Origin of the sequence: Rosenbergiella nectarea (assembly GCF_900111105.1) — a bacterium.
Taxonomy (GTDB): domain Bacteria; phylum Pseudomonadota; class Gammaproteobacteria; order Enterobacterales; family Enterobacteriaceae; genus Rosenbergiella; species Rosenbergiella nectarea.
This window is the reverse complement of sequence record NZ_FOGC01000001.1, coordinates 415,196-437,868: the sequence shown is the minus strand read 5'-3', so window position 1 is coordinate 437,868 and position 22,673 is coordinate 415,196. Positions and strand designations below refer to the sequence as shown.

The 22,673-nt window shown below is 47.8% G+C and carries 18 protein-coding genes, 1 pseudogene and 1 other annotated feature; of the genes and pseudogenes, 4 read left to right on the top strand and 15 right to left on the bottom strand.

The features are described from left to right. Window positions 1-125: 125 nt before the first annotated feature. Genes ispH through ribF form a run of 5 tightly spaced genes read right to left on the bottom strand, consistent with a single transcriptional unit; the run spans window position 126 to window position 5,819 of the window. The gene (gene ispH, locus BMX14_RS02085) at window positions 126-1,079 is read right to left on the bottom strand and encodes a 4-hydroxy-3-methylbut-2-enyl diphosphate reductase (protein ID WP_092672009.1); all 954 of its coding nucleotides are present in this window, start codon (window positions 1,077-1,079) and stop codon (window positions 126-128) included. Then, window positions 1,060-1,533, bottom strand: coding sequence for an FKBP-type peptidyl-prolyl cis-trans isomerase (fkpB, locus tag BMX14_RS02080; protein ID WP_092672006.1), 474 nt, complete (start codon window positions 1,531-1,533; stop codon window positions 1,060-1,062). The genes ispH and fkpB overlap by 20 nt, the downstream gene beginning before the upstream one ends. After that, entirely contained in the window at window positions 1,530-2,039 is a 510-nt protein-coding gene (lspA, locus tag BMX14_RS02075; protein WP_092672003.1) for a signal peptidase II, read from the bottom strand. The genes fkpB and lspA overlap by 4 nt, the downstream gene beginning before the upstream one ends. After that, complete coding sequence (gene ileS / locus BMX14_RS02070; protein WP_092672000.1) at window positions 2,039-4,855, bottom strand: isoleucine--tRNA ligase; 2,817 nt, start codon at window positions 4,853-4,855, stop codon at window positions 2,039-2,041. Before ileS ends, lspA begins: the two co-directional genes overlap by 1 nt. A gap of 25 nt (window positions 4,856-4,880) precedes the next feature. Continuing rightward, window positions 4,881-5,819, bottom strand: a complete 939-nt coding sequence (gene ribF / locus BMX14_RS02065) for a bifunctional riboflavin kinase/FAD synthetase (RefSeq protein WP_092672455.1) — start codon at window positions 5,817-5,819, stop codon at window positions 4,881-4,883. Window positions 5,820-6,137: 318 nt separating this feature from the next. Between ribF and rpsT the strand changes: the two genes are divergently transcribed. Next, window positions 6,138-6,401, top strand: coding sequence for a 30S ribosomal protein S20 (rpsT, locus tag BMX14_RS02060; protein WP_048911476.1), 264 nt, complete (start codon window positions 6,138-6,140; stop codon window positions 6,399-6,401). A 249-nt stretch (window positions 6,402-6,650) separates the two neighbouring features. Here rpsT and dnaJ read toward each other — a convergent pair whose 3' ends face one another. The 5 genes from dnaJ to tal form a co-directional block, all read right to left on the bottom strand. Continuing rightward, window positions 6,651-7,793 carry a molecular chaperone DnaJ gene (gene dnaJ, locus BMX14_RS02055; RefSeq protein WP_048911475.1) on the bottom strand — a complete coding sequence of 381 codons (1,143 nt, stop codon included), beginning with the start codon at window positions 7,791-7,793 and terminating at the stop codon, window positions 6,651-6,653. A gap of 99 nt (window positions 7,794-7,892) precedes the next feature. Further along, window positions 7,893-9,800 (bottom strand): molecular chaperone DnaK, encoded by a 1,908-nt coding sequence (gene dnaK / locus BMX14_RS02050; RefSeq protein WP_092671997.1) that lies wholly within the window; start codon window positions 9,798-9,800, stop codon window positions 7,893-7,895. Window positions 9,801-9,966: 166 nt separating this feature from the next. Then, the gene (locus BMX14_RS02045) at window positions 9,967-11,259 is read right to left on the bottom strand and encodes an MFS transporter (RefSeq protein WP_092671994.1); all 1,293 of its coding nucleotides are present in this window, start codon (window positions 11,257-11,259) and stop codon (window positions 9,967-9,969) included. 86 nt (window positions 11,260-11,345) lie between these two features. Beyond that, a complete protein-coding gene (gene mog, locus BMX14_RS02040; RefSeq protein ID WP_092671991.1) occupies window positions 11,346-11,933 on the bottom strand; it encodes a molybdopterin adenylyltransferase in 588 nt (195 codons plus the stop codon). A gap of 53 nt (window positions 11,934-11,986) precedes the next feature. After that, a complete protein-coding gene (gene tal, locus BMX14_RS02035; RefSeq protein WP_092671988.1) occupies window positions 11,987-12,940 on the bottom strand; it encodes a transaldolase in 954 nt (317 codons plus the stop codon). Window positions 12,941-13,203: 263 nt separating this feature from the next. Here tal and yaaA point away from each other — a divergent pair, with 263 nt between their 5' ends. Then, on the top strand, window positions 13,204-13,977 hold the full coding sequence (gene yaaA / locus BMX14_RS02030) for a peroxide stress protein YaaA (protein WP_092671984.1): 774 nt from the start codon (window positions 13,204-13,206) through the stop codon (window positions 13,975-13,977). Between the two features lie 32 nt (window positions 13,978-14,009). On the opposite strand, the gene thrC is transcribed toward yaaA, so the two are convergent. From thrC to BMX14_RS02010, 4 genes are all read right to left on the bottom strand, one after another. Further along, entirely contained in the window at window positions 14,010-15,308 is a 1,299-nt protein-coding gene (thrC, locus tag BMX14_RS02025) for a threonine synthase (RefSeq protein WP_092671981.1), read from the bottom strand. 3 nt (window positions 15,309-15,311) lie between these two features. After that, window positions 15,312-16,241: a homoserine kinase gene (gene thrB, locus BMX14_RS02020; protein ID WP_092671978.1), complete on the bottom strand. Its 930-nt coding sequence runs from the start codon at window positions 16,239-16,241 to the stop codon at window positions 15,312-15,314. Between the two features lie 2 nt (window positions 16,242-16,243). Next, the gene (gene thrA / locus BMX14_RS02015) at window positions 16,244-18,706 is read right to left on the bottom strand and encodes a bifunctional aspartate kinase/homoserine dehydrogenase I (RefSeq protein ID WP_092671975.1); all 2,463 of its coding nucleotides are present in this window, start codon (window positions 18,704-18,706) and stop codon (window positions 16,244-16,246) included. Window positions 18,707-18,732: 26 nt separating this feature from the next. After that, window positions 18,733-18,854 (bottom strand) — a sequence feature (Thr leader region). A 210-nt stretch (window positions 18,855-19,064) separates the two neighbouring features. Next, window positions 19,065-19,751 carry a tRNA/rRNA methyltransferase gene (locus tag BMX14_RS02010; protein ID WP_092671972.1) on the bottom strand — a complete coding sequence of 229 codons (687 nt, stop codon included), beginning with the start codon at window positions 19,749-19,751 and terminating at the stop codon, window positions 19,065-19,067. A gap of 554 nt (window positions 19,752-20,305) precedes the next feature. On the opposite strand from BMX14_RS02010, the gene arcA reads away from it, so the two are divergent. Beyond that, complete coding sequence (arcA, locus tag BMX14_RS02005) at window positions 20,306-21,022, top strand: two-component system response regulator ArcA (protein WP_092671969.1); 717 nt, start codon at window positions 20,306-20,308, stop codon at window positions 21,020-21,022. 48 nt (window positions 21,023-21,070) lie between these two features. Here arcA and creA read toward each other — a convergent pair. Then, window positions 21,071-21,567 (bottom strand): annotated as a pseudogene (gene creA, locus BMX14_RS02000) (protein CreA). 206 nt (window positions 21,568-21,773) lie between these two features. Between creA and robA the strand changes: the two are divergent. Beyond that, window positions 21,774-22,640 carry an MDR efflux pump AcrAB transcriptional activator RobA gene (robA, locus tag BMX14_RS01995; protein WP_092671966.1) on the top strand — a complete coding sequence of 289 codons (867 nt, stop codon included), beginning with the start codon at window positions 21,774-21,776 and terminating at the stop codon, window positions 22,638-22,640. Window positions 22,641-22,673 lie beyond the last annotated feature (33 nt).

The following is a 22,673-nucleotide window of genomic DNA, read 5'->3' as shown; positions in this document are numbered from 1 at the left end:
TATTTTCTTTATTCAGCATAACGGGCCTACCAGGCTAACTCCAGCGTAAATTTTAGCGAATAACGGTATTGATGACGGAAAAAAACCAGCTCTGGGGAGCTGGTTCAGATCGTACAAGGCTACCGTTAGATAATCTCTTTCACTGGCACACGAAGTTCTTTAGGGACCTCGAAGAAAATATTCTCTTCTCTTCCCGAAAGCTCGATTGCCGGCTCGCCGCCATGCTCCATCAGGCGTGTAATGACCTGTTGGACCAAAATATCGGGGGCCGATGCACCCGCCGTGACGCCCACACAGCTGATGTTCTCCAGCCATTGGGGGTTAATATCTTCGGCGCTATCAATAAGCCTTGCCAGTCTACCTGCGCGTTGCGCTAACTCCGCTAACCGATTGGAGTTAGATGAGTTTTTGGACCCAACAACTAATACCACATCTGCCTCGTCCGCCAACTGTCGAACAGCTTCTTGGCGATTGGTGGTGGCATAACAGATATCGTCTTTACGTGGGCCGATAATGAGCGGGAAGCGTTGACGAAGTGCATCAATCACATCCGAGGTATCATCCACCGATAAGGTCGTTTGGGTCATAAAGCAGAGGTTAGCTTCATTTTTAACCGTCAGTTTCCACACATCGTCTGGCGCCTCAACCAAATACATTCCCCCTTCAGGGTTACTGTATTGCCCCATGGTGCCTTCCACCTCGGGATGTCCGGCATGGCCAATCAGAATCGCTTCGGTCCCTTTGCGGCTGGCTCTAGCAACTTCCATATGCACCTTAGTGACCAACGGACAGGTTGCGTCAAATAACATGGTGAGTTGGCGGGCTTTTGCTTCAGCCCGTACCGCTTGTGAAACACCGTGCGCAGAGAAAATAAGAATGGCACCATCGGGTACCTCGCTGATCTCCTCAATAAAGATTGCGCCTCGCTCGCGTAATCCTTCGACGACATAACGATTATGAACAACTTCATGACGCACATAGATTGGCGCACCATACATTTCTAGCGCGCGTTCAACAATACTGATCGCCCTATCGACGCCTGCACAGAATCCACGCGGATTAGACAGTAAGATTTTCATTCTGTTCCTCTAACACCGGATTGATGTCGATAATCTCGATATCAAACGTGATGTCTTGACCTGCTAACGGATGATTGAAATCTACAGTAACCGAGTCACCGGATATTTCACGCACGATGCCCGGCATTTCACTGCCATCAATCGCGCTAAAGAGCATAATGGTCCCGACCTCTGGCTCACCCGCCTCCATAAAGGATTGGCGAGAAAAGTATTGCACCAGATCTGGGTTACTGGCACCGAACGCATCTTCCGCCGCTAAGCTGAATTTATGTTGGCTACCCACTGCTAGCCCGAGTAATTCAGCCTCTAGTTTAGGAGAGAGGGACTGATCACCTAAGGTGAGCAGAGCCGGTTTATTATTTACTTTAGTCGATTCTGCCACCGACCCATCAGAGAGCGTGAGAATGAGCTCAACCACTACGCGACTGTCCGCCGTGACGATAAGTTCACTCATGATTTGTCCTCTGCTGAATCGGCCTGCGTCTTAGGCAGGAAACCTTCTAACACAATTAGCGCCGCCCCAACACAAATACCACAGTCGGCAATGTTAAAGGTCGCGAAGTGCCAATCCCCCACGTAGAAGTCGATAAAGTCGACAACAAAACCGTGCCATGCACGGTCAAAGAGGTTGCCTAGCGCCCCACCAATAATCATTGCGTAAGCAATGTTGGTCAGCTTTTGCTCAGCTCGGCTACGATACATCATTAGCAGTAAGGAGACCGCAATCGCGACAGCAATTGCCGCGAACATCCACCGCTGCCAGCCACCTTTATCGGCAAGGAAGCTGAACGCCGCACCATAGTTATGGGCATAAAAAAGATTTAGGGAAGGTATTAGGGCACGCGATTCATGGAGTTGCATCGACGTCATCACCCAGTATTTACTGGATAAATCAACAACGATAACAACCACCATCACCCATAACCAACGTAAACCGGTAGAACATAATGATTTTTTCATTAGGCAAACTTACGCTCTTCACCATTTCCTGCCACATTACTGTAGCAGCGGCCACAAATTTGTGCCTGTTCAGGGTTCGCACCAATGTCATTACTGTAATGCCAGCAGCGTGGGCATTTCTCGCCCTGTGCTTTACCTAACAAGATACGCAGCCCTTTCAATTGCTCGCTCTGAACCGCTTCACTTGGGGCTGTAGTGATATCGGCGACTTTTGCTTCCGAGGTCAGTAGTACAAAGCGTAGCTCGTTGCCTAAGGCCTGTAAGCGCTCAGCCAGTTCAGGCTCCGCATAGAGAGTAATAGAGGCTTCTAATGCTCCCCCCACTTTTTTATCTGAACGAGCTTGCTCGATGACCTTGTTTACTTCGCTACGCACTTTTAACAGTTGATCCCAGTAGTCGTCGTTCATCGGCTCATCATTCGCTAAACCAAACAGACCTTGATACCACTCTTCGGTAAAGACATATTTTTCACGCTCACCCGCTAGGTGTCCCCAGATCTCATCAGCCGTGAAGGAGAGGATAGGCGCCATCCAGCGAACCAGTGCTTCGACGATATGCCATAATGCGGTTTGGCAACTGCGACGCGCTAGACCATCCGCTTTCGCAGTATATTGACGATCTTTGATGATATCGAGATAGAACGATCCCATTTCAACTGAACAGAAATGCATTAAGCGTTGAACCACTTCATGGAAATCATATTTCTCATAGGAAGCGATGATATCTTGTTGTGCCGCCAGCGCACGTCCAACCGCCCAACGATCCACGACCACCATCTCTTCTGGAGCAACGTGATCCGTTTCTGGATTAAAGCCGGATAGGTTTGCCAGCAAGAAACGCGCTGTATTACGGATACGACGATAAGCATCGGCTGATCGTTTCAAGATCTCATCAGAAACCGCCATTTCACCTGAATAGTCAGTCGAGGCAACCCATAACCGCAGAATGTCCGCGCCGAGCTTATCCATCACCTCTTGAGGGCTGACCGTATTACCGATTGATTTAGACATTTTTCTGCCTTGTCCATCGACGGTAAAACCGTGGGTCAGTACTTGACGGTAAGGCGCTTTCGATTTGATCGCGGTGGAAATCATCAGCGACGACATAAACCAGCCACGGTGCTGATCTGAACCTTCCAGATAAATGTCCGCGCTGTGTCCATTAAATTCAGGGCGAACATCGACAACGCTGCAGCTGGTCGATCCCGAATCGAACCACACATCCAAGGTATCAGGAACTTTCTCGTAATCGTCCGCATCGCTGCCCAAGAGATCCGCGCTATCCAGATCCCACCACGCTTGAATACCGTCTTGTTCAACACGTAGCGCGACTTTTTCCATTAACGCTAAGGTTTCTGGGTGGATAGCACCGGTCTGCTTATGGATAAACAGCGACATCGGTACGCCCCACGTTCTTTGACGGGAGATACACCAATCAGGGCGATTTTCGACCATAGATTCAATGCGCGCCTGGCCCCAATCAGGGATCCACTGCACACCTTTGATCTCTTTCAAGGATTGTGCACGTAATCCTTTCTGATCCATGCTGATAAACCACTGCGGCGTGGCACGGAAAATAACCGGTGTTTTATGACGCCAGCAGTGTGGGTAGCTATGGTGAAGATTTTCAAGATGCAGTAAGGCACCCTTCTCACGCAGAATGTCGATCACCAATGGGTTCGCTTTAAACACATTAATTCCATCGAGGCCTGGGTAAGTGCCCGGAAGATAGCAGCCATCGCCGCCTACTGGGTTAACCGTTTCAATCCCATATTTTTGGCCGATCACGTAGTCTTCTGGGCCGTGTCCGGGCGCGGTATGGACGGCACCGGTACCGGCATCCAATGTTACGTGATCACCTAATAATACAGGGACATCTAAGGCTAAGAATGGGTGTTGGAAGCGATGGTTCTCTAAAACATCACCTTGGCATTCGCCTAGTACTTGCCAGCTTTCAGCGCCTAGTTTAGTCATGACAGCGTCGACTAAATCTTTCGCTAGGATGATCCGTTGACCGTTAACCTCAATCAGCTGATAGGTAAACTCAGCATTTAAGGAGATGGCACGGTTGGAAGGTAAGGTCCACGGCGTAGTGGTCCAGATAACCAGTGAAATGGCTTGACCATCCGCTGCTACGCCAAATTTCCCCGCCACCGCCTCAGCATCCACCGCATTGAACAGGACATCGATAGAGGGTGAGGTTTTGTCGTAATATTCAACTTCCGCTTCGGCTAACGCCGAACGGCAATCTAAACACCATTGAACGGGTTTAGCCCCTTTATGAAGGTGGCCATTGCCAATGATCTTAGCCAACGCGCGAATGATATTGGCTTCCGTTTTGAAGTCCATGGTCAGATAAGGACGATCCCAATCGCCAAGAACGCCGAGGCGAATAAAATCTTTCTTTTGGCCTTCAACTTGCTCAGCGGCATAGTCGCGGCACGCCTGACGGAACTCGGCAGCGGTGACTTTCTCACCCGGTTTGCCGATCATTTGCTCAACTTTGTGCTCGATCGGTAGACCATGGCAATCCCAGCCTGGAACGTAAGGAGCATCGAAGCCCGCCATACCGCGAGACTTCACGATAATGTCTTTAAGGATTTTATTTACTGAGTGACCAATATGAATATTGCCATTCGCATACGGAGGGCCGTCGTGCAAAATAAATGTCTTTTTCCCTTTCTTCGCTGCACGAATGGTCGCGTAGAGATCATCGGCGTACCAACGCTTAAGCATATCTGGTTCTCTTTTTGCTAAATCACCACGCATTGGAAAACCTGTTTCAGGAAGATTCAGGGTTGATTTATAGTCACTCATTAGATTTTAGTTCCAGGTTTCGGGATTACACCGTTGTTCGTTGAACGAAATAATTTCTGGCCGTTTCCACATCCTGCGCAATCTGTTGCGTCAACGCGTCTAGGGATGCAAATCGTTGCTCATCACGTATTTTATATTTAATCACTACTTGGATTCGTTTTCCGTAAAGGTCTCTCTGTGTATCGAGCAGGTGGACCTCAAGTTGTTGACGAATACCTTTAATTGTCGGTCGAGTACCAATGTTGGCGACACCTGCAATAGGGTGATCACCGACACCATACACTTCTACCGCGAAAACGCCTTTTACCGGTGTTACACGTCGTTTTAACGGTATATTGGCTGTCGGGAACCCCAGTGTTCTCCCTAACGCGTCACCATGCACCACACGGCCTGTGATCGACCAGGGACGGCCAAGTAAAATTTCTGCCTGTGGGAAGTCGCTATTCGCTAGTGCCTGACGCACTGCAGTGCTACTGATACGTTTACCTTGTTCAATATAGGTTTCGGTACTCACCACATCAAAACCATATTGTTTTGCCGCCTGTTGTAATAACAGGAAATCACCGCGGCGGCCAGCGCCAAATCTGAAATCATCACCAATCGCGAGTAATTTCACATTTAATCTCTTCACCAGTAGTTCACTGATAAAGTTCTCTGCGGTAAGTTTCGCAAAATCTTGGTCGAAATTAATGCAGACTACTTCGTCCACACCAAACTTTTCTAAATTCTCTAGTTTCTCACGCAGGTGCGTCAGCCTCGCCGGGGCGACTTCAGGTTGGAAGAGCTCTAGAGGCTGAGGCTCGAATACCATCACCACAACCGGCAAGTGTCGGTGCGTGCCTGCTTGCCGTAAATGGCGCAGCAAAGCTTGGTGCCCCCGATGTACGCCATCAAAGTTTCCAATCGTTAAAACGCAACCTTGTTGATGCTGTGTGAGATTATGTAGCCCACGGATAAACTTCATGGCAAACTCGATTTGCTGAAAATGCCCGATTATACCTTGTTCAGCGTTCAAAATTAACCCGTTGATGTCGGCTTTACGCACTAGTTTTAGCGTTTTTATCCTATGAATTTCTCTTGGGCGTAAATTCCGCACAATTTTGTTGCGAAAGACTGTATTCAGGGCAGGGAAACTGTTAGAATCCTGCGCCATCAATTACGTAACCGAGCGCCGCGATGTAAGCGACGCTTATTTGCACAAATCCATTGACAAACGAAGGGACAAAAGGCATAGTCCTCGACCTTTGATTTGTCCATAAAGAACTAATTTGGGAGTTGGACCTTGGCTAATATCAAATCAGCTAAGAAGCGCGCGGTAACATCTGAAAAGCGTCGCAAACACAATGCTAGCCGTCGCTCTATGATGCGTACTTTCCTCAAGAAAGTTTACGCTGCAATCGCGACTGGCGACAAGCAAGCTGCACAAAACGCATTTAATGAAATGCAACCAATCGTGGACCGTCAAGCTGCTAAAGGCTTGATCCACAAGAACAAAGCTGCACGTCATAAAGCTAACTTGACTGCACAAATCAACAAAATGGCTTAATCGCCACACGTTGATGTTCTTTAAAAAGCCGACCTCTGGTCGGTTTTTTTGTTTTCGCTTTCCCTTCTCTATTCCCTCTTACTAACGCTTTCTCAATCGTTCCAAGCCATCCTGTTTGGATTATGCCAATCTCGCCATTGGGGATCCTTGGTCTGTATGATCTCGACTATTCACTTCCACCAAAAAAATACCCCATAGATCGGAAGCCAACCTATGGGGTATACAAAATAGTGAATCAGTAAGAGATGACTAGCGAGTCAGATCATCAAAAAACTTTTTCACACCATCAAAAAAGCTCTTAGAACGTGGGCTATTGGCATCACCTGCCGGACCACCTAAAGACTCACCCAGCTCTTGTAGCAGCTGTTTCTGCTTCTCATTGAGCTTCACAGGCGTTTCTACGACCACACGACAGAGCAGGTCACCTACAGCACCGCCACGAACCGATTTAACGCCTTTGCCACGCATGCGGAATAGCTTACCGGTTTGGGTTTCTGCAGGGATTTTAAGTTTGACACGACCATCCAGTGTTGGGACTTCAATTTCCCCACCCAAGGCTGCCATAGCAAAATTGACCGGGACTTCGCAGAACAGGTTACTCTCTTCACGTTCGAAGATAGCGTGCTTTTTAACAGAAACTTGAACGTACAGATCCCCAGACGGTGCACCTTGTTCACCTGCTTCGCCTTCGCCACTCAAACGAATGCGGTCACCCGTATCAACGCCCGCGGGAATTTTCACTGATAGCGTTTTAGATTTCTCCACGCGACCGTGTCCGTGGCACGCATTACACGGATCTTTAATGACTGTTCCACGTCCTTGACAGGTTGGACAAGGCTGTTGCACCGCGAAGAAACCTTGGCGCATTTGTACTTGGCCCGCACCCTGACAGGTCGAACAGGTTTGGGGCTTAGAGCCTGCCTTCGCTCCGCTACCGTCGCATTTTTCACACTCTTGCAACGTAGGGATACGGATCTCTTTGGTGACGCCACGGACAGCTTCTTCAAGCGTCAGCTCCATGGTGTAGCGTAAATCGGAGCCACGCGCTGCGCGCTGACGACGACCGCCACCGAAAATGTCACCGAAAACATCACCGAAGATATCGCCGAAATCAGCACCGCCGCCGCCAAAGCCGCCGCCGAAGCCACCACCACCCATTCCACCTTGCTCGAAGGCTGCATGGCCGTATTGGTCATAGGCAGCACGCTTCTGATCATCGGTGAGGATTTCATAAGCTTCCTTAACTTCTTTAAACTTTTCTTCAGCTTCTGCATTCCCCGGGTTTCTATCGGGGTGAAACTTCATTGCTAAGCGTTTGTACGCTTTTTTGATTTCACGCTCATCCGCTGATTTGGATACGCCTAAGATCTCGTAATAATCACTCTTTGCCATTGTTCTTGCCCTTAACATGAGAGCACGGGCGTGGAGAAACTCCTACGCCCGTGCTGGTTAGCAATACAGACTTACCGTATTGAGCCCGGTCATGGGCAATTATTTTTTGTCTTTGACTTCTTCGAACTCAGCGTCAACAGCATCGTTGTCTTGCTTAGCAGCACCTTCGGCTTGGCCTGCTTGAGCTTGCTGTTGTTGCTGAGCCAGTTCCATCAGTTTGCCTGATACTTCACCTAACGCTTGGATCTTCGCTTCGATCTCAGCTTTATCCTCACCGCGCAGTGCTGTTTCCAGCTCAGTCAGAGCAGTGTCGATAGGCGCTTTGTCATCCGCAGACAGCTTGTCACCTGCTTCTTCCAATTGCTTACGAGTACTGTGAACGATCTGGTCACCTTGGTTACGAGTCTGTACCAGCTCCTCGAACTTACGGTCAGATTCAGCATTCGCTTCTGCATCACGAACCATTTTTTCCACTTCTTCATCGTTCAAACCAGAAGAGGCTTTAATGGTGATTTTTTGCTCTTTTCCGCTATTTTTATCTTTAGCAGAAACGTGCAGGATACCATCCGCATCAATGTCAAAAGTCACTTCAATTTGTGGCATACCACGTGGTGCCCCTTGGATACCATCTAGGTTGAACTGGCCAAGTGACTTGTTATCACCTGAACGCTTACGCTCACCTTGCAGCACGTGAATGGTCACCGCAGATTGGTTGTCTTCTGCAGTAGAGAACACTTGGCTGTGCTTAGTTGGGATAGTGGTATTTTTGCTGATCAGTGAAGTCATCACGCCGCCCATGGTCTCGATACCCAGAGATAATGGCGTAACGTCCAGCAATAATACGTCTTTAACGTCACCCGCTAAGACACCACCTTGTACTGCTGCACCGACGGCCACTGCTTCGTCTGGGTTCACGTCTTTACGGGGTTCTTTACCAAAGAAATCTTTAACTTTGCTTTGAACCAGTGGCATACGTGTTTGACCACCGACCAAGATTACGTCGTTGATGTCTGAAACAGACAGCCCCGCATCTTGCAGTGCAATTTTTAATGGCTCGATAGAACGAGCAACCAGATCTTCAACTAAAGATTCTAATTTCGCACGGGTTACTTTTAAGTTTAAGTGCTTAGGACCTGTCGCATCAGCGGTGATGTATGGCAGGTTAACGTCAGTTTGTTGTGCAGAAGAAAGCTCGATTTTTGCTTTCTCAGCCGCTTCTTTCAGACGTTGCATCGCTAACGGATCGTTATGCAGATCGATACCTTGCTCTTTCTTAAACTCAGCAACTAAGTAGTTGATCATACGGCTATCAAAATCTTCACCACCTAAGTGAGTATCACCATTGGTCGCTAATACTTCGAAGGTTTTTTCACCGTCAACTTCATCGATCTCGATGATTGAGATATCGAAAGTACCACCACCTAAGTCGTATACCGCGATAGTACGGTTACCTTCGCCTTTGTCTAAGCCATAAGCCAGCGCTGCGGCGGTAGGTTCGTTGATGATACGCTTAACTTCTAAACCTGCGATACGACCAGCATCTTTTGTTGCTTGACGTTGCGCATCATTGAAGTATGCCGGTACGGTGATAACGGCCTCAGTCACTGGCTCACCCAGATAATCTTCGGCAGTTTTCTTCATCTTCTTCAGAACTTCAGCAGAGATTTGTGGGGGTGCCATTTTTTGGCCTTTCACGTCTAACCATGCGTCGCCGTTATCAGCAGGCACGATTTGGTAAGGCATGATTTTCAGGTCACGCTGCACTTCTTCGTCTTGGAAACGACGACCAATTAAGCGCTTAATTGCAAATAAGGTATTTTGCGGGTTGGTCACTGCTTGGCGCTTAGCAGGTTGACCGACTAAAGTTTCACCGTCTTGCGCATAAGCAATAATTGATGGAGTGGTACGGTCACCCTCAGCGTTTTCTAATACGCGCGCTTTCGCGCCGTCCATGATGGCAACACATGAGTTGGTTGTACCAAGGTCAATACCAATAATCTTACCCATTATAAACATCTCCCACGTAAATTCTGTTTTGTTCGGTTATAAACTATAGATGCGGTCTATTGCGTGCTTTTCAAGACGTCGCTCTCAGTTTTTTTTCGTTGATAACTTTCGATAGTTACCAGATGGGGGCGGTTTACCGAGCATCAAGGGACAAACTGAAAAAAATTTACTTTTTTTTCGAAAAACTACGCTGCTTACGTTCAAAAACAAGGCAACTGACGATGACTGCCGCGCATAGGGTGAGTAAGTAAAGCGCCGGGAGTTGTCTGTTGAGAGGCATCAGTAGGGTAATAAACAACGGGGTCAGTCCGCCAAACACGGCATAACCAAGGTTATAGGCAGTGGCTAATCCCGTGAACCTTACCTGTGTCGGGAAAACTGTCACCATTATCGCCGGGATTATTCCCAGTACGCCGAGCATTAGCCCCACCACCCCGTAAGCGAGGAAGAATTGAGAAGGTGCGAAGCTCAGGCAATAGAAGAGCCACAGTACCGCCGCCGCGAGCAGCAAGCAGCCGACGAGTAGGCTCCGACTCATCCCCCACTTATCGGCGGCAACACCCCCTCCTATACAGCCGATCATCAGCATACACGTCGCGAATGTATTCGCCTGTAGGCTTTGCGCCGCCGAGATGGCAAACCATTTTTGAAACAATACAGGGGCCATCAGGACTAACACAATGATTGCAGCAGCCAGTAGCCAGGTCAGAATGGTCGAGAAAAAGAGAGCCGGACGATAAGAGAGTAAAAGGGTTTTGATGGGTAAACGAGTCTGACTACGCTGCTGTTGCATGGCCAGAAAAACCGGAGTCTCGTGCAACCAGCGCCGCAAAAACATCCCCATTAAGCCAAATCCGCCGCCAATCAGAAAAGCAATTCGCCATCCGATATCGGCCAACAATCCTGCTGGCAACAGATAGGTGAGACCCTGCGTAATCAGTGAACCAAGGATAATACCGAGGGTGAGCCCACTCGTCAGCAAACCACAGGCTCCCCCCACCCGTGAACTTGGGACATGCTCAGACACAAATACCCATGCGCCAGGAACCTCCCCGCCAATGGCTGCCCCCTGCAGAACCCGCAACAGCAACATAATGATAGGCGCGGCAATCCCTATTGATGCGTAATCGGGCAACAGCCCCATCACCGTCGTAGGCAGTGCCATCATTAAAATACTAAGCGTGAAGGTTTTCTTACGGCCTAATTTATCGCCGTAATGAGCCAGGACCACGCCTCCTAGGGGCCGAGCGAGATAGCCTGCAGCGAAGAGCGCGAAGGTTTGGAGTTGGCGTAACCAGTCGGGAAGGTCGGCAGGGAAAAAGCGTTCCCCGATGACCAGTGCGAAAAAGGCAAAGATGACAAAATCGTAGAACTCTAATGCCCCGCCTACGGCGGCTAAAGCGAGGGTTTTAATATCGTGCCGCGTTAGGGACCGCGGGGGGATTGCGGGTTGTTGCATAGACGAAGCCTCTCCATAACTAGGGTAATCATCGACTATATCTGGATATAATCATTAATAGAATTAATGATTTTAAAATCAGTCTCTCAAACCGCCGGGGGACGTTGGGCACTTTTCGGGCGAAACGAATCAACCACCGCTTTGTCCGTATCCAACCATGGGTTATCTAATAGTTGCAGACAATACGCGACGCTCGCGAAGATCCCCGTGACGCGAACATTCCCCTGCTCATCCCTCACTCCTTCAAGGGTTTCCTTGATTGATTTAGGTTGGCCGGGAAGATTGAGGATCAGCGCTTGCCCGCGTATCACACCGACTTGTCGAGAAAGTATTGCCGTCGGGACATAATGTAAGCTGATTTGACGCATCTGCTCGCCAAATCCAGGCATTACCCTGTCGGCAACAGCTAAGGTCGCATCCGGTGTCACATCACGTAATGCGGGGCCGGTTCCTCCCGTCGTCAACACTAAGTGACACCCTTGGTGATCGACGAGCTCACACAACGTCTGTTCGATAAGCGATCGTTCGTCAGCAATAAGACGTTGCTCAAGATGATAAGGCGTAGTGATCGCCTGTTCTAACCATTCAGACAAGGCCGGTAGGCCTTTATCGGGGTAAATACCTTGCGAGGCGCGATCGGAGATAGAGACAATTCCAATACGTAGTGTCGTCATAACGATTCTTAAATAGGAAGAAAACCGCGGCCGACTGGCCGCGGAGAGGAAGATTACAGCAGTTCTTCGATCATTTTTTCTAATTTGCCTTGGTCAACCGCAAAGTTACGGATACCTTCGGCAAGTTTTGCTACAGCCATTGGGTCTTGGTTGTGTTCCCAATAGAACTCAGCTTCAGTCATTTTTTCAGGGCGAGCTTTAGTTTCGCCGCTGTAGCTCAGTTTACGCGCTAACTCACCTTCAGACTCATGCAGCTCTTTAAGCAATGCAGGGGAAATGGTTAGGCGATCACAGCCCGCTAATTCAATGATTTCGCCTGCGTTACGGAAGCTAGCGCCCATTACAACGGTTTCATAACCATGTTGTTTGTAATAGTTGTAGATCTCAGTAACAGAGACGACACCTGGATCTTCTTGCGGTGCGTACTCTTTCTTATCCGTATTCGCTTTGTACCAGTCCATGATACGGCCAACGAATGGGGAGATCAGGTAGGCACCCGCTTCAGCACAGGCACGTGCTTGTGCGAAGGAGAATAACAGAGTCAGGTTACAGTTGATGCCTTCTTTTTCTAACTGCTCAGCAGCACGGATACCCTGCCATGTCGACGCCAGTTTAATCAACACGCGATCGTTGCTAATGCCTGCGTCGTTATATAACTTGATCAGGCTACGGGCTTTCGCCAAGCTTGCTTCGGTATCATAAGATAAACGTGCATCAACTTCAGTTGAGATACGACCCGGTACTAACTTCAGGATCTCAAGACCAATGTTCACATTCAGACGGTCTGAGGTCAGAGCGATTTGCTCTTCGCGGTCATTACTTTGTTTACGAGCCCATTCGATAGCGTCGTCAATCAGGCGGCGATACTCAGGAATTTTCGCTGCGTTCAGGATCAGTGAAGGGTTAGTCGTTGCATCTTGAGGCTTGTAAAGCTTCATCGCTTCAATATCGCCAGTATCGGCTACAACGGTTGTCAACTTACGCAGTGATGTGAGTTTGTCGGTCATATTTTGCTTCTCTTCTGTTTGACAGTAAGTGTAAAAAGCCTGTTTCGATAATATCACGCGCGCTCAGACACGCAAGCGCAGGGAGAAAGTAAGTCTCGTTATCCGTAGGAATAAACAAGAATGCTACTTTTCTGAGATAAAATAGTACTGATTACTCTAACCATAGCCTGTTCGTATCAGAGCCATTTGTCGATTTGTGCAACTTATTTGTTACACTTGCAGAATATTACCAACTGGCACCGATACAGACTGAGGATCTCATCATGTTAATGCTTATTTCTCCAGCCAAAACCCTAGACTATGAATCACCGGTCCCGGTTTCCGACTATACCCAGCCCGAGCTACTCGATCATTCTCGGCAACTGATCGATATTGCAAAAAAACTCTCTCCCGCCGAGATAGCCTCCTTGATGAAGATCAGCGATAAGCTTTCACACTTGAATGCCGACCGCTTTAATCAATGGTCAACCCCCTTCTCTCCCGATAACGCGCGCCAAGCGCTATTTGCCTTCAAAGGTGATGTCTATACCGGCCTGCAAGCGGATCAACTCTCACCTGACTCTATTCACTTTGCTCAGCAACATTTGAGGATGTTGTCAGGGCTGTATGGTGTATTGCGTCCATTGGATTTGATGCAACCCTACCGGTTGGAGATGGGGATAAAACTCGCGAATCAGGCGGGGAAAGATCTTTACGCATTTTGGGGGGAAACCATTACGAAACAACTCAATCAACATATCGACACTCAACATGAAAAGTGGGTAATCAACTTAGCTTCCGATGAGTATTTCAAATCGGTTAACCCAGCCAAATTAAACGCGCCGCTGATTAAGCCGGTTTTCCTTGATGAGAAGAACGGAAAATTTAAGGTGATTAGTTTTTATGCTAAGAAAGCGCGGGGCATGATGTGTCGATTTATTATCGACAATAAGATCACTCAGCCAGAGAAATTAACTGAATTCAATAGGGAAGGGTATTTTTACGACGCCCAACGCAGCACTGAAAATGAGATGGTTTTTTGCCGCCACGAAATCTAATAAATAGGCGGACTATCGTCCGCCTTAGCCTATTACACTTTACTGACGCTTTCTAATAAGATACGACGTAATTCAGGGAAATCAGCCCCGATAGTCTTAGATAATAAAGGTAAATCCGCACGCTCTGCTAGAGGCTCCGGTAGAGGTAAGGTTTCGCCCAAAATATCTTCAACACTTTCTTTGAATTTCGCAGGATGCGCCGTACCGAGGAATAAGCCGTATTCCCCTTCCTGAAGCTGTTCGGTCAGCACTTGCCAAGCGATGGCGGCATGAGGTTCAGAAACGTAGCCTTGGCTAGCGAGTGAACGCACTGCTGCACGCGTTTGCTCGTCATTCAGTGCACCGTAGCCGAGAGAGTTGAGCTGCCAATTTTTACGGCGAAACAGTTCTTCAACCCGCGGCCAGTTATTCGGCTGGCTAACATCCATCGCGTTAGACAAGGTGGCTACCGTTTTATGAGGTGTCCACTGCCCCGATGCTAAGAAACGTGGCACGGTATCATTGGCATTCGTCGCCGCAATGAAACGTTTGATCGGTAAGCCCATCGCTTTGGCGATTAAGCCTGCTGTTAAGTCACCGAAGTTACCACTCGGTACGGAGATGACGAGTTGGTTACGTTTCTCTTGGGGCAACTGAGCGACTGCTTCAAAGTAATAACACACTTGTGCAAGCAGTCGGCTTATATTGATAGAGTTAGCCGAGTTAAGACCAATCGCGTTTTTCAACTCCACATCGTCGAACGCTTTCTTCACTAAGCTTTGACAGGCATCGAAATCGTCCGCCACTGCCAACGTAGTGATATTGCCGCCCAGCGTACAGAAGAGCTTCTCTTGCAGAGGGCTGATCTTACCCTCCGGGTAAAGGATCACGACATTGATATTTTCCATACCGTAAAAAGCATGAGCCACTGCCGCACCGGTGTCACCGGAGGTCGCGGTAAGAATAGTGATTTTTTCCTCAGGCTTTTTCGATAATGCCAAAATCTGTGCCATAAAGCGGCCACCAAAGTCTTTAAACGCTAAGGTTGGGCCATGGAACAGCTCTAGGCTGGCAACGTTCTCAGAAACGGCTTTCACTGGCGCAGGGAAAGCAAATGCGGCACCGACACGTTGCAACAGTTCTTCTTCGGAAATCTCGTCTCCGATGAGTGCAGATAAAATCTTACTACTGCGCGTCACAAAGTCGAGTGATAACCACTCTTCGATAACGGTTGATTCAATTTCAGGTAATTCGTGAGGAAAAAAGAGCCCCTGTTGCGATCCTAATCCCTGTTTAACTGCCTGAGTGAAACTAACCTGCTCATTGTGATCTTTTAGATTGTAGAGTTTCATCATTTATCCCAGTTTACGTGCGCCGGCAGTATCCAGTCGGCAAATATGGACAAAACCTTCATCATTTTGCAGATAATGGTTAACGAGTTGTTCTTTGACTTGCTCTGCTGCCGTTAAGGTATCACAGATAGCGAAAAGTGTTGGCCCCGAACCTGAAATACCACAAGCCAATGCCCCGGCCGCTATTGAGCGCTCGCGTGCTTGTGCAAAACCTGGCAGTAATTGGGTTCTGTAAGGTTCTGCGACGATATCTTGCATCATGGCAACGGCCAGCTTCGCTTGTCGAGAGTGGCAAGCATGAATGAAACCACCAAGCAAACGCCCATGGCGAACGATATCGGCTTTCGTGTAATGTGATGGAAGAATAGCGCGAGCCTCTGCAGTGGACACCTTAATACCAGGATAAGCCATGACCCAGTACCACTCGTCGAAGGCTGGCACAGGCTGCGAGATAATCCCCTGTTCTTCAAGCATCAGTTGTAGCCCGCCTAAATAGCAAGGGGCAACATTGTCATAATGCACGCTACCCGAGATACGCCCTTCTAGCTCCCCCATCAATGATAATAACTGATGTTCAGAGAGTGGCTTCCCAGCAAATTCATTCATGGCGACCAGAGCTGCGACCACTGAGCAGGCACTTGAGCCTAGACCAGAACCCACTGGCATGTTCTTTTCCAAGGTCATCGCCACCGGAATCGTCCTGCCAACCGTTTCGCAGAATAATTTCCAACACTGGTAAACGATGTTTTGCTCAGGATCGCTAGGAAGCTTATTCACAAAGCGTCCCAACGTAGTCAGGGAATACGCCTCTGCCAGTTCGACGCTGACGCAATCGCCGAGTAACGAACCATCAATCGGTGACACTGCCGCCCCAAGGACATCAAAGCCTACACTCACGTTGCCAATTGAGGCCGGTGCATAGATTTTTACCATGCTCATACTCCCAACTTCCATGATAGCGTTCTCAATAGATCAGCAAAGACACCCGCTGCCGTCACATCGTTTCCTGCCCCATATCCACGGAGGACTAATGGGATTGGCTGGTAGTAGCGTGTGTAAAAGGCTAAGGCATTTTCGCCATTTTTCACTTTATACAAGGGATCATTGGCATCGACCTCGCTTAACGCGACTCGACATTTGCCTGATTCGTTAATTGATCCGATAAAACGTAACACTTTTCCGTTAGCCTGGGCTTGGGTGAAGAGCGTCGTGAAGTGCTCATCCAACTCAGGTAACTGCTGCATAAAACTGTCTGCATCAGGTAGGTCGAGTAAACGCTGCGGGAGTACAGGCTCGATGTCGATATCGGATAGCTCTAAGGATAATCCTGCCTCACGGGCCAAGATAAGCAGCTTACGCGCCACATCCATGCCAGAAAGGTCATCACGAGGATCTGGCTCGGTATAACCTAACTCACGTGCTAACCCTGTCGCTTCCGAAAGACTCATCCCTTCGTCAAGCTTTCCAAAAATAAAGGAGAGCGACCCCGACAGAATTCCGTTGAACTCTACGAGTTCGTCACCCGCATTCAACAGGTTTTGTAAATTCTCAATAACCGGTAATCCCGCTCCGACGTTGGTATCGTAAAGAAATTTACGACGCGATTTCTCGGCAGCAGCACGCAACTCTTGATAGTAATGCCAACTGGAGGTATTGGCTTTCTTATTGGGGGTTACCACGTGGAAACCTTGTTTCAAGAAATCCGCATACAGGTCGGCCATCGCCTGACTTGACGTACAGTCAATAATGACGGGGTTAAGTAAGTAGTACTCTTTCGCCAATTCGGTGAGATACTCCAACGAGAAGTGCTGTTCAGCCTCAGGGAGATCTGTTTGCCAAGTGGTTAAATCAATGCCATTGACTTTGGTCAACATCTTACTGGAATTAGCGATACCGCAGACCCGAAGATCGATATGCTTCTTCTTCAACCAGCTTTGTTGGCGCTCTAACTGTTCCAGTAATGCCGTCCCTACGCCCCCTACGCCGATCACGAAAACTTCGAGCACTTGGTCGGTCGCAAATAACATCTGGTGAACAGCCCGCACCCCGGTAGTAGCACTGTCATTACTCACGACTGCCGAGATGGAACGCTCAGAAGAACCTTGCGCAATCGCGACAATGTTAATGTTGGTGCGTGCAAGCGCTGAGAAGAATTTTGCCGAAATCCCACGCAAGGTGCGCATACCATCACCCACGACAGAGATAATGGCTAGTTTCTCGGTGACATCGATAGGGTCAAGTAGCCCTTCTTTGAGCTCCAGCACAAACTCTTCTTCCAACGCACGTCGCGCATGCAGCATTTCTGCTTGGGGCACGCAAAAACTGATACTGTATTCGGAAGAGGATTGTGTGATAAGTACCACGGAGATAAATTTACGCGACATCACCGCGAAAACACGTGCCGCCATGCCAACCATACCTTTCATACCTGGACCCGATACACTGAACATCGCCATGTTGTTAAGGTTAGTAATTCCCTTAACGGGAGTTTTATCTTCTCCGCCTTGGGCGGAGATACGGGTACCAGGCGCGTGAGGATTAGCGGTGTTCTTAATCACGCAAGGAATTTGGAATTGGGCGATAGGCGAAATAGTACGTGGATGGAGGACTTTCGCACCGAAGTAGCTCAGCTCCATTGCCTCTTGATAAGACATTGATTTCAATAGTCGCGCATCGGGAACTTGGCGAGGGTCACAGGTATACACACCGTCCACATCAGTCCAAATCTCACAACAATCAGCACGTAAACAGGCTGCAAGAACTGCCGCGGAGTAATCAGAACCATTGCGCCCCAGCACGACGAGCTCACCGGCTTCATTTCCTGCGGTAAATCCAGCCATCAAAATATAATGAGTCTGCGGAATTTCACGTGCGGCAATACGACGAGTCGATTCAGCGATATCGACGGTAGATTCTAAATAATGTCCTTGGGCAAGAAGGTTTTCAACCGGGTTAATAACGCTCACTTCATGACCGCGTGCGACTAAAAGAGCCTGCATAATCGCGATCGAGAGTTTCTCTCCACGGCAAATAATCCCAGCATTGATACTGTCTGGGCACTGTTGTAATAGACTGATACCTAACAACACTTGTTCAAGTTGCGCGAGTTCTTGTTGCACAACACACTGCATGGCCGCTAAATCAAAAGAAGGTTCTGCAGCAGCCAGTCCAGTTAATAATTCGTCAAAAATACGGCGGGCATCCGCTAGGTTCTCACGGGTATCTTGACCAACAATCGTTTTTTCAATCAGGGCAACTAAGTGGTTAGTAATTTTTGCCGGGGCAGATAAGACGGTCGCAACCTGTTCCTGTTGCCCATTACTCTCAATGATCTCAGCGACACGAAGAAAACGTTCAGCATTGGCAACTGATGTTCCACCAAATTTCAGTACACGCATGGGGCTCTAGCTCCTGAATAGAGTTCAAAAAAAAAGCCCGCACCTGAATAGGGTGCGGGCTTTTCTATCTTTCCTGTTATACGTCAGCCCGCACCATTACCTGTTGTAATGGTGGTAATTGTAATAATGGTAATATTCAGGCTGGTTGTACGCATTTTTTCTCTGTTTATCTGTCTGTCTTAAAATCTGTCGCTAACAGAAGTAAAGCAAACTGCACGCCAAGTCAACGTATTTATTATTGAAAGAACGCCCCACGTTTACGCAGAGATCCTTCAAAACTGCAGACGATTTACCTGATGCATGGCAACATGCTGTAATAGCAAGATCTGTCCCTGCTATATAGCCCTAGGACAGAATTTTATTTTGCGAGCTTTTTTTCAATATCTTGAACTAATCGATGCAACATCGCGGTATCTCTCCACTGTGCAAAGCCTAGGCGTTGCTCAATCCAGTTCACCAATTTTTGGTCATCGCTCACCTCAATACTCTCCAACAATTGCGAAATTCGCTGACGCAATGCCAGTAGCTGATGTGATGACTCATTCGGCGCTTCAACCTGAGGCTCCAGATTTAACGCGGAAAGTTGATAACAAAACACCATCACCGCTTGGCCCAAATTAAGAGAGGGGTAATCGACGGCCATAGGGATACCGGTGAGCAAGTCGACACACTCGAGATCGGCATTGCTTAGCCCGTTCTCTTCACAGCCAAACACCAGCGCAAAACGGCTCATCCATTGACGCTTTTCACGCAACTGTTCCAATACCTCTGTCGGGGTGGCGTAATAGCGGAATTTAGCGCGACTGCGGGCCGTTGTCGCGATAGAAAAATCAATATCGGCTAAAGCGTCTTGCAGCGTTGTAAACGTTTCAACGTTATCCAAGATCTCGGTAGCCCCATGTGCCGTCCAGTGAGCCGCTGGCTCTCGATGAACTTGGCTATTCACGATTCTTAATTGCGTGAACCCCATGGTTTTCATGGCGCGAGCGGCTGCCCCCACGTTCTCTGCACGCGCAGGCGCCACTAAAATAATCGGAAAAAACATGCATACACCTTCGGTTCTAAGCGAGTCGCTATCATAGACTGCCGGATTTACCTTGGCTAGTCGCGATACATTCCGAATAAACCACAGAAGTATGTTAATTTTTTTTCACAAAGACAGCTTGATAACGTCACGCAGCAGGAATCGGTACCATGCGAGCAACATCAGGAAATGTGAGCTTTTTTTAATAAAATTTGTCAGAAGTGACTGATTCTACTAGTAAAGGAAAACGAAATAGTCATTTTTCATACAACTGTTAACGTGCTACACTTAGGTTTGATATAAGTCAACGAAGCACATTTATTTGCTTCCTGAATGTTATTGACGCTGTTAGCTAAGTGTTAAAGGCGTTAGGATAGGTTAATACCCTATTGGCTAACTAAGCATAAAACTTGAAGATCCAAGTTATTACCCTATTAATGTAACCGTCCGTGCTAAAAATCAAAATATCGAACCCAGTACGTCATCGCCCAGCATTAATTGATTTAACTTACTCTACACAACATCAGCGCTGTGGCCTTGTATCAATTTCGTTGGCAAATTTTAGGTAGCAAAACATGCAGATCCCACAAATTCTTATCGTCGAAGATGAGTTAGTAACCCGCAATACCCTCAAGAGTATCTTTGAGGCAGAGGGTTATACCGTTTACGAGGCAACCGATGGCGCTGAAATGCACCACGCGTTGACTGAGCACACTGTTAACTTGGTGATTATGGATATCAATCTACCAGGTAAAAACGGTCTACTTCTCGCTCGAGAGCTTCGTGAACAACAAAGCGTTGCACTGATGTTCCTGACCGGACGCGATAACGAAGTCGATAAAATTCTTGGGCTAGAGATCGGTGCTGATGATTACATCACTAAACCTTTCAACCCTCGTGAACTGACTATCCGGGCACGAAACCTGTTGTCCCGTACGATGAACCTTGCGCCAAGCCAAGAAGCACAAAAGCACGTTGAAAACTATCGCTTCAACGGCTGGGTGTTAGACATTAATAGTCGTTCACTGATTAGCTCTCAGGGCGAGCAATATAAATTGCCACGCAGTGAATTTAGAGCCATGCTGCATTTCTGTGAAAATCCAGGAAAAATTCAGCCACGTGCGGAATTACTTAAGAAAATGACTGGCCGTGATCTCAAGCCTCACGACCGTACCGTGGATGTCACGATCCGTCGTATTCGTAAACATTTCGAATCCACACCGGGAACGCCAGAAATTATCGCGACCATTCACGGTGAAGGATATCGTTTCTGCGGCGATATCGAAGAGTAACGCTCTGTACTGTACTAGACTAGCCCAGAATTTCTGGGCTTTTTTCTATCAGTGCCAAGGCATAATCGGTACAGCACTCAGTGCATTTTTAGGTGAACCTTCTACCACCTTATCTGAATAAGCGAGGTAGACCAGCGCATTTCTTTTCTTATCGTAAAAACGATTAACCTGTAATTTCTTAAAAATTAACGAGGTTCTTTGTTTAAATACCGTATCACCATCTGTTTTACCGGCTTTGATATTTTCTGGAACCTCATCGGCCCCACCTGATGACAGGAAATAGCGGCATCCGCAGTGTCCTCCGCTAATCCAAGACTCCCTTTAATCCCTCCGGTTTTAGCTCGGCTTAAGTAACAGGTGACGTTACTGATTTCGGGATCGTCGAATGCTTCAATCACTATTTTATGGTTAGCACCAATTATTTTAAACTTTGTATCTACCGAGCCGATTTCCTCGCTCTGAGCAAGATGCGGTATCGCAGCGGCTAATAAAATAGAGAAGGCGAAAAGACGTTTAAAAAAAGAAGCCGAATGATGAGTTTTCATAAACCTAAAATACCTCGAGATCCGTTAAATTAAGTAACCTTTTGTGATAATACCCTAAAGTTATTTTTTTTAAGTTAAAAATTTTATATGTAAATATTGATATTGATCGGTTCAATTATACGAGGCAATAGATTCAGAAAATTGAAATCTAGCGTATAATAGTCCGACTAAAAGGCTTAACCTGCCAATGGATAAGGGGATTTATTATGGACCAAGCTGGAATTATCAGAGATTTATTGGTGTGGTTAGAAAGTCATTTGGACCAGCCTCTATCACTTGATAATGTTGCCCACAAAGCTGGCTATTCAAAATGGCACTTACAGCGGATGTTCAAAAATATCACCGGTCATGCAATCGGGGCTTATATTCGTTCACGACGCCTTTCTAAAGCCGCGGTGGCATTAAGGTTAACGGGTAGACCCATATTGGATATTGCCCTGCAGTATCGTTTTGATTCCCAACAGACTTTTACGCGCGCGTTTAAAAAGCAATTTAACCAGACACCTGCAAGCTATCGCAGAGCATTAGATTGGTCCTCATTCGGACTGCGTCCTCCCATTCGTATGGGCGCGTTTTCTATGCCGCAACCTACGATGGTCACTGTACCGGAAACGACCCTGTACGGTCATACGCAAAGTTATACCTGCACGCTCGAGCAGATCTCAAGTTTTCGGGCAGAAATGCGTAAACATTTCTGGCAACAGTTTTTACGTAACACCAAAGACACTCTTCCTGAAAGGGTCTACGGGCTACATCAAGTGCGTAGCAGTACAGAAAAAGAAGATGAACAAGAAATTCTCTACACCACTGCTATTGCCGATGGACATTTCGCAAAAACTCTCGATGCAGTCGAGGAGATTACATTTGAAGGCGGGGACTACGTACAGTTTAGCTACGAAGGGCTAAAAGAAGGACTGCAGGATTTCATCCTAATACTCTATAGCACTTGTATGCCAACCTTAAATTTAACTCGTCGTTCTGGGCAGGATATTGAACGCTTTTACACCTCACAGGGCTTAACCACTCCTGATATTCGCTGTGATTACCTGATCCCGATTAGAAAAAGCGCCTAATGGATGTTCTCCCGGCCATCACCGGGAGAAGCT

Coding starts and splice junctions, on each gene's coding strand:
- ispH (WP_092672009.1), bottom strand. CDS start 1,079: ATGAAAATCTTACTGTCTAATCCGCGTGGATTCTGTGCAGGCGTCGAT.
- fkpB (WP_092672006.1), bottom strand. CDS start 1,533: ATGAGTGAACTTATCGTCACGGCGGACAGTCGCGTAGTGGTTGAGCTC.
- lspA (WP_092672003.1), bottom strand. CDS start 2,039: ATGAAAAAATCATTATGTTCTACCGGTTTACGTTGGTTATGGGTGATG.
- ileS (WP_092672000.1), bottom strand. CDS start 4,855: ATGAGTGACTATAAATCAACCCTGAATCTTCCTGAAACAGGTTTTCCA.
- ribF (WP_092672455.1), bottom strand. CDS start 5,819: ATGAAGTTTATCCGTGGGCTACATAATCTCACACAGCATCAACAAGGT.
- dnaJ (WP_048911475.1), bottom strand. CDS start 7,793: ATGGCAAAGAGTGATTATTACGAGATCTTAGGCGTATCCAAATCAGCG.
- dnaK (WP_092671997.1), bottom strand. CDS start 9,800: ATGGGTAAGATTATTGGTATTGACCTTGGTACAACCAACTCATGTGTT.
- BMX14_RS02045 (WP_092671994.1), bottom strand. CDS start 11,259: ATGCAACAACCCGCAATCCCCCCGCGGTCCCTAACGCGGCACGATATT.
- mog (WP_092671991.1), bottom strand. CDS start 11,933: ATGACGACACTACGTATTGGAATTGTCTCTATCTCCGATCGCGCCTCG.
- tal (WP_092671988.1), bottom strand. CDS start 12,940: ATGACCGACAAACTCACATCACTGCGTAAGTTGACAACCGTTGTAGCC.
- yaaA (WP_092671984.1), top strand. CDS start 13,204: ATGTTAATGCTTATTTCTCCAGCCAAAACCCTAGACTATGAATCACCG.
- thrC (WP_092671981.1), bottom strand. CDS start 15,308: ATGAAACTCTACAATCTAAAAGATCACAATGAGCAGGTTAGTTTCACT.
- thrB (WP_092671978.1), bottom strand. CDS start 16,241: ATGGTAAAAATCTATGCACCGGCCTCAATTGGCAACGTGAGTGTAGGC.
- thrA (WP_092671975.1), bottom strand. CDS start 18,706: ATGCGTGTACTGAAATTTGGTGGAACATCAGTTGCCAATGCTGAACGT.
- BMX14_RS02010 (WP_092671972.1), bottom strand. CDS start 19,751: ATGTTTTTTCCGATTATTTTAGTGGCGCCTGCGCGTGCAGAGAACGTG.
- arcA (WP_092671969.1), top strand. CDS start 20,306: ATGCAGATCCCACAAATTCTTATCGTCGAAGATGAGTTAGTAACCCGC.
- robA (WP_092671966.1), top strand. CDS start 21,774: ATGGACCAAGCTGGAATTATCAGAGATTTATTGGTGTGGTTAGAAAGT.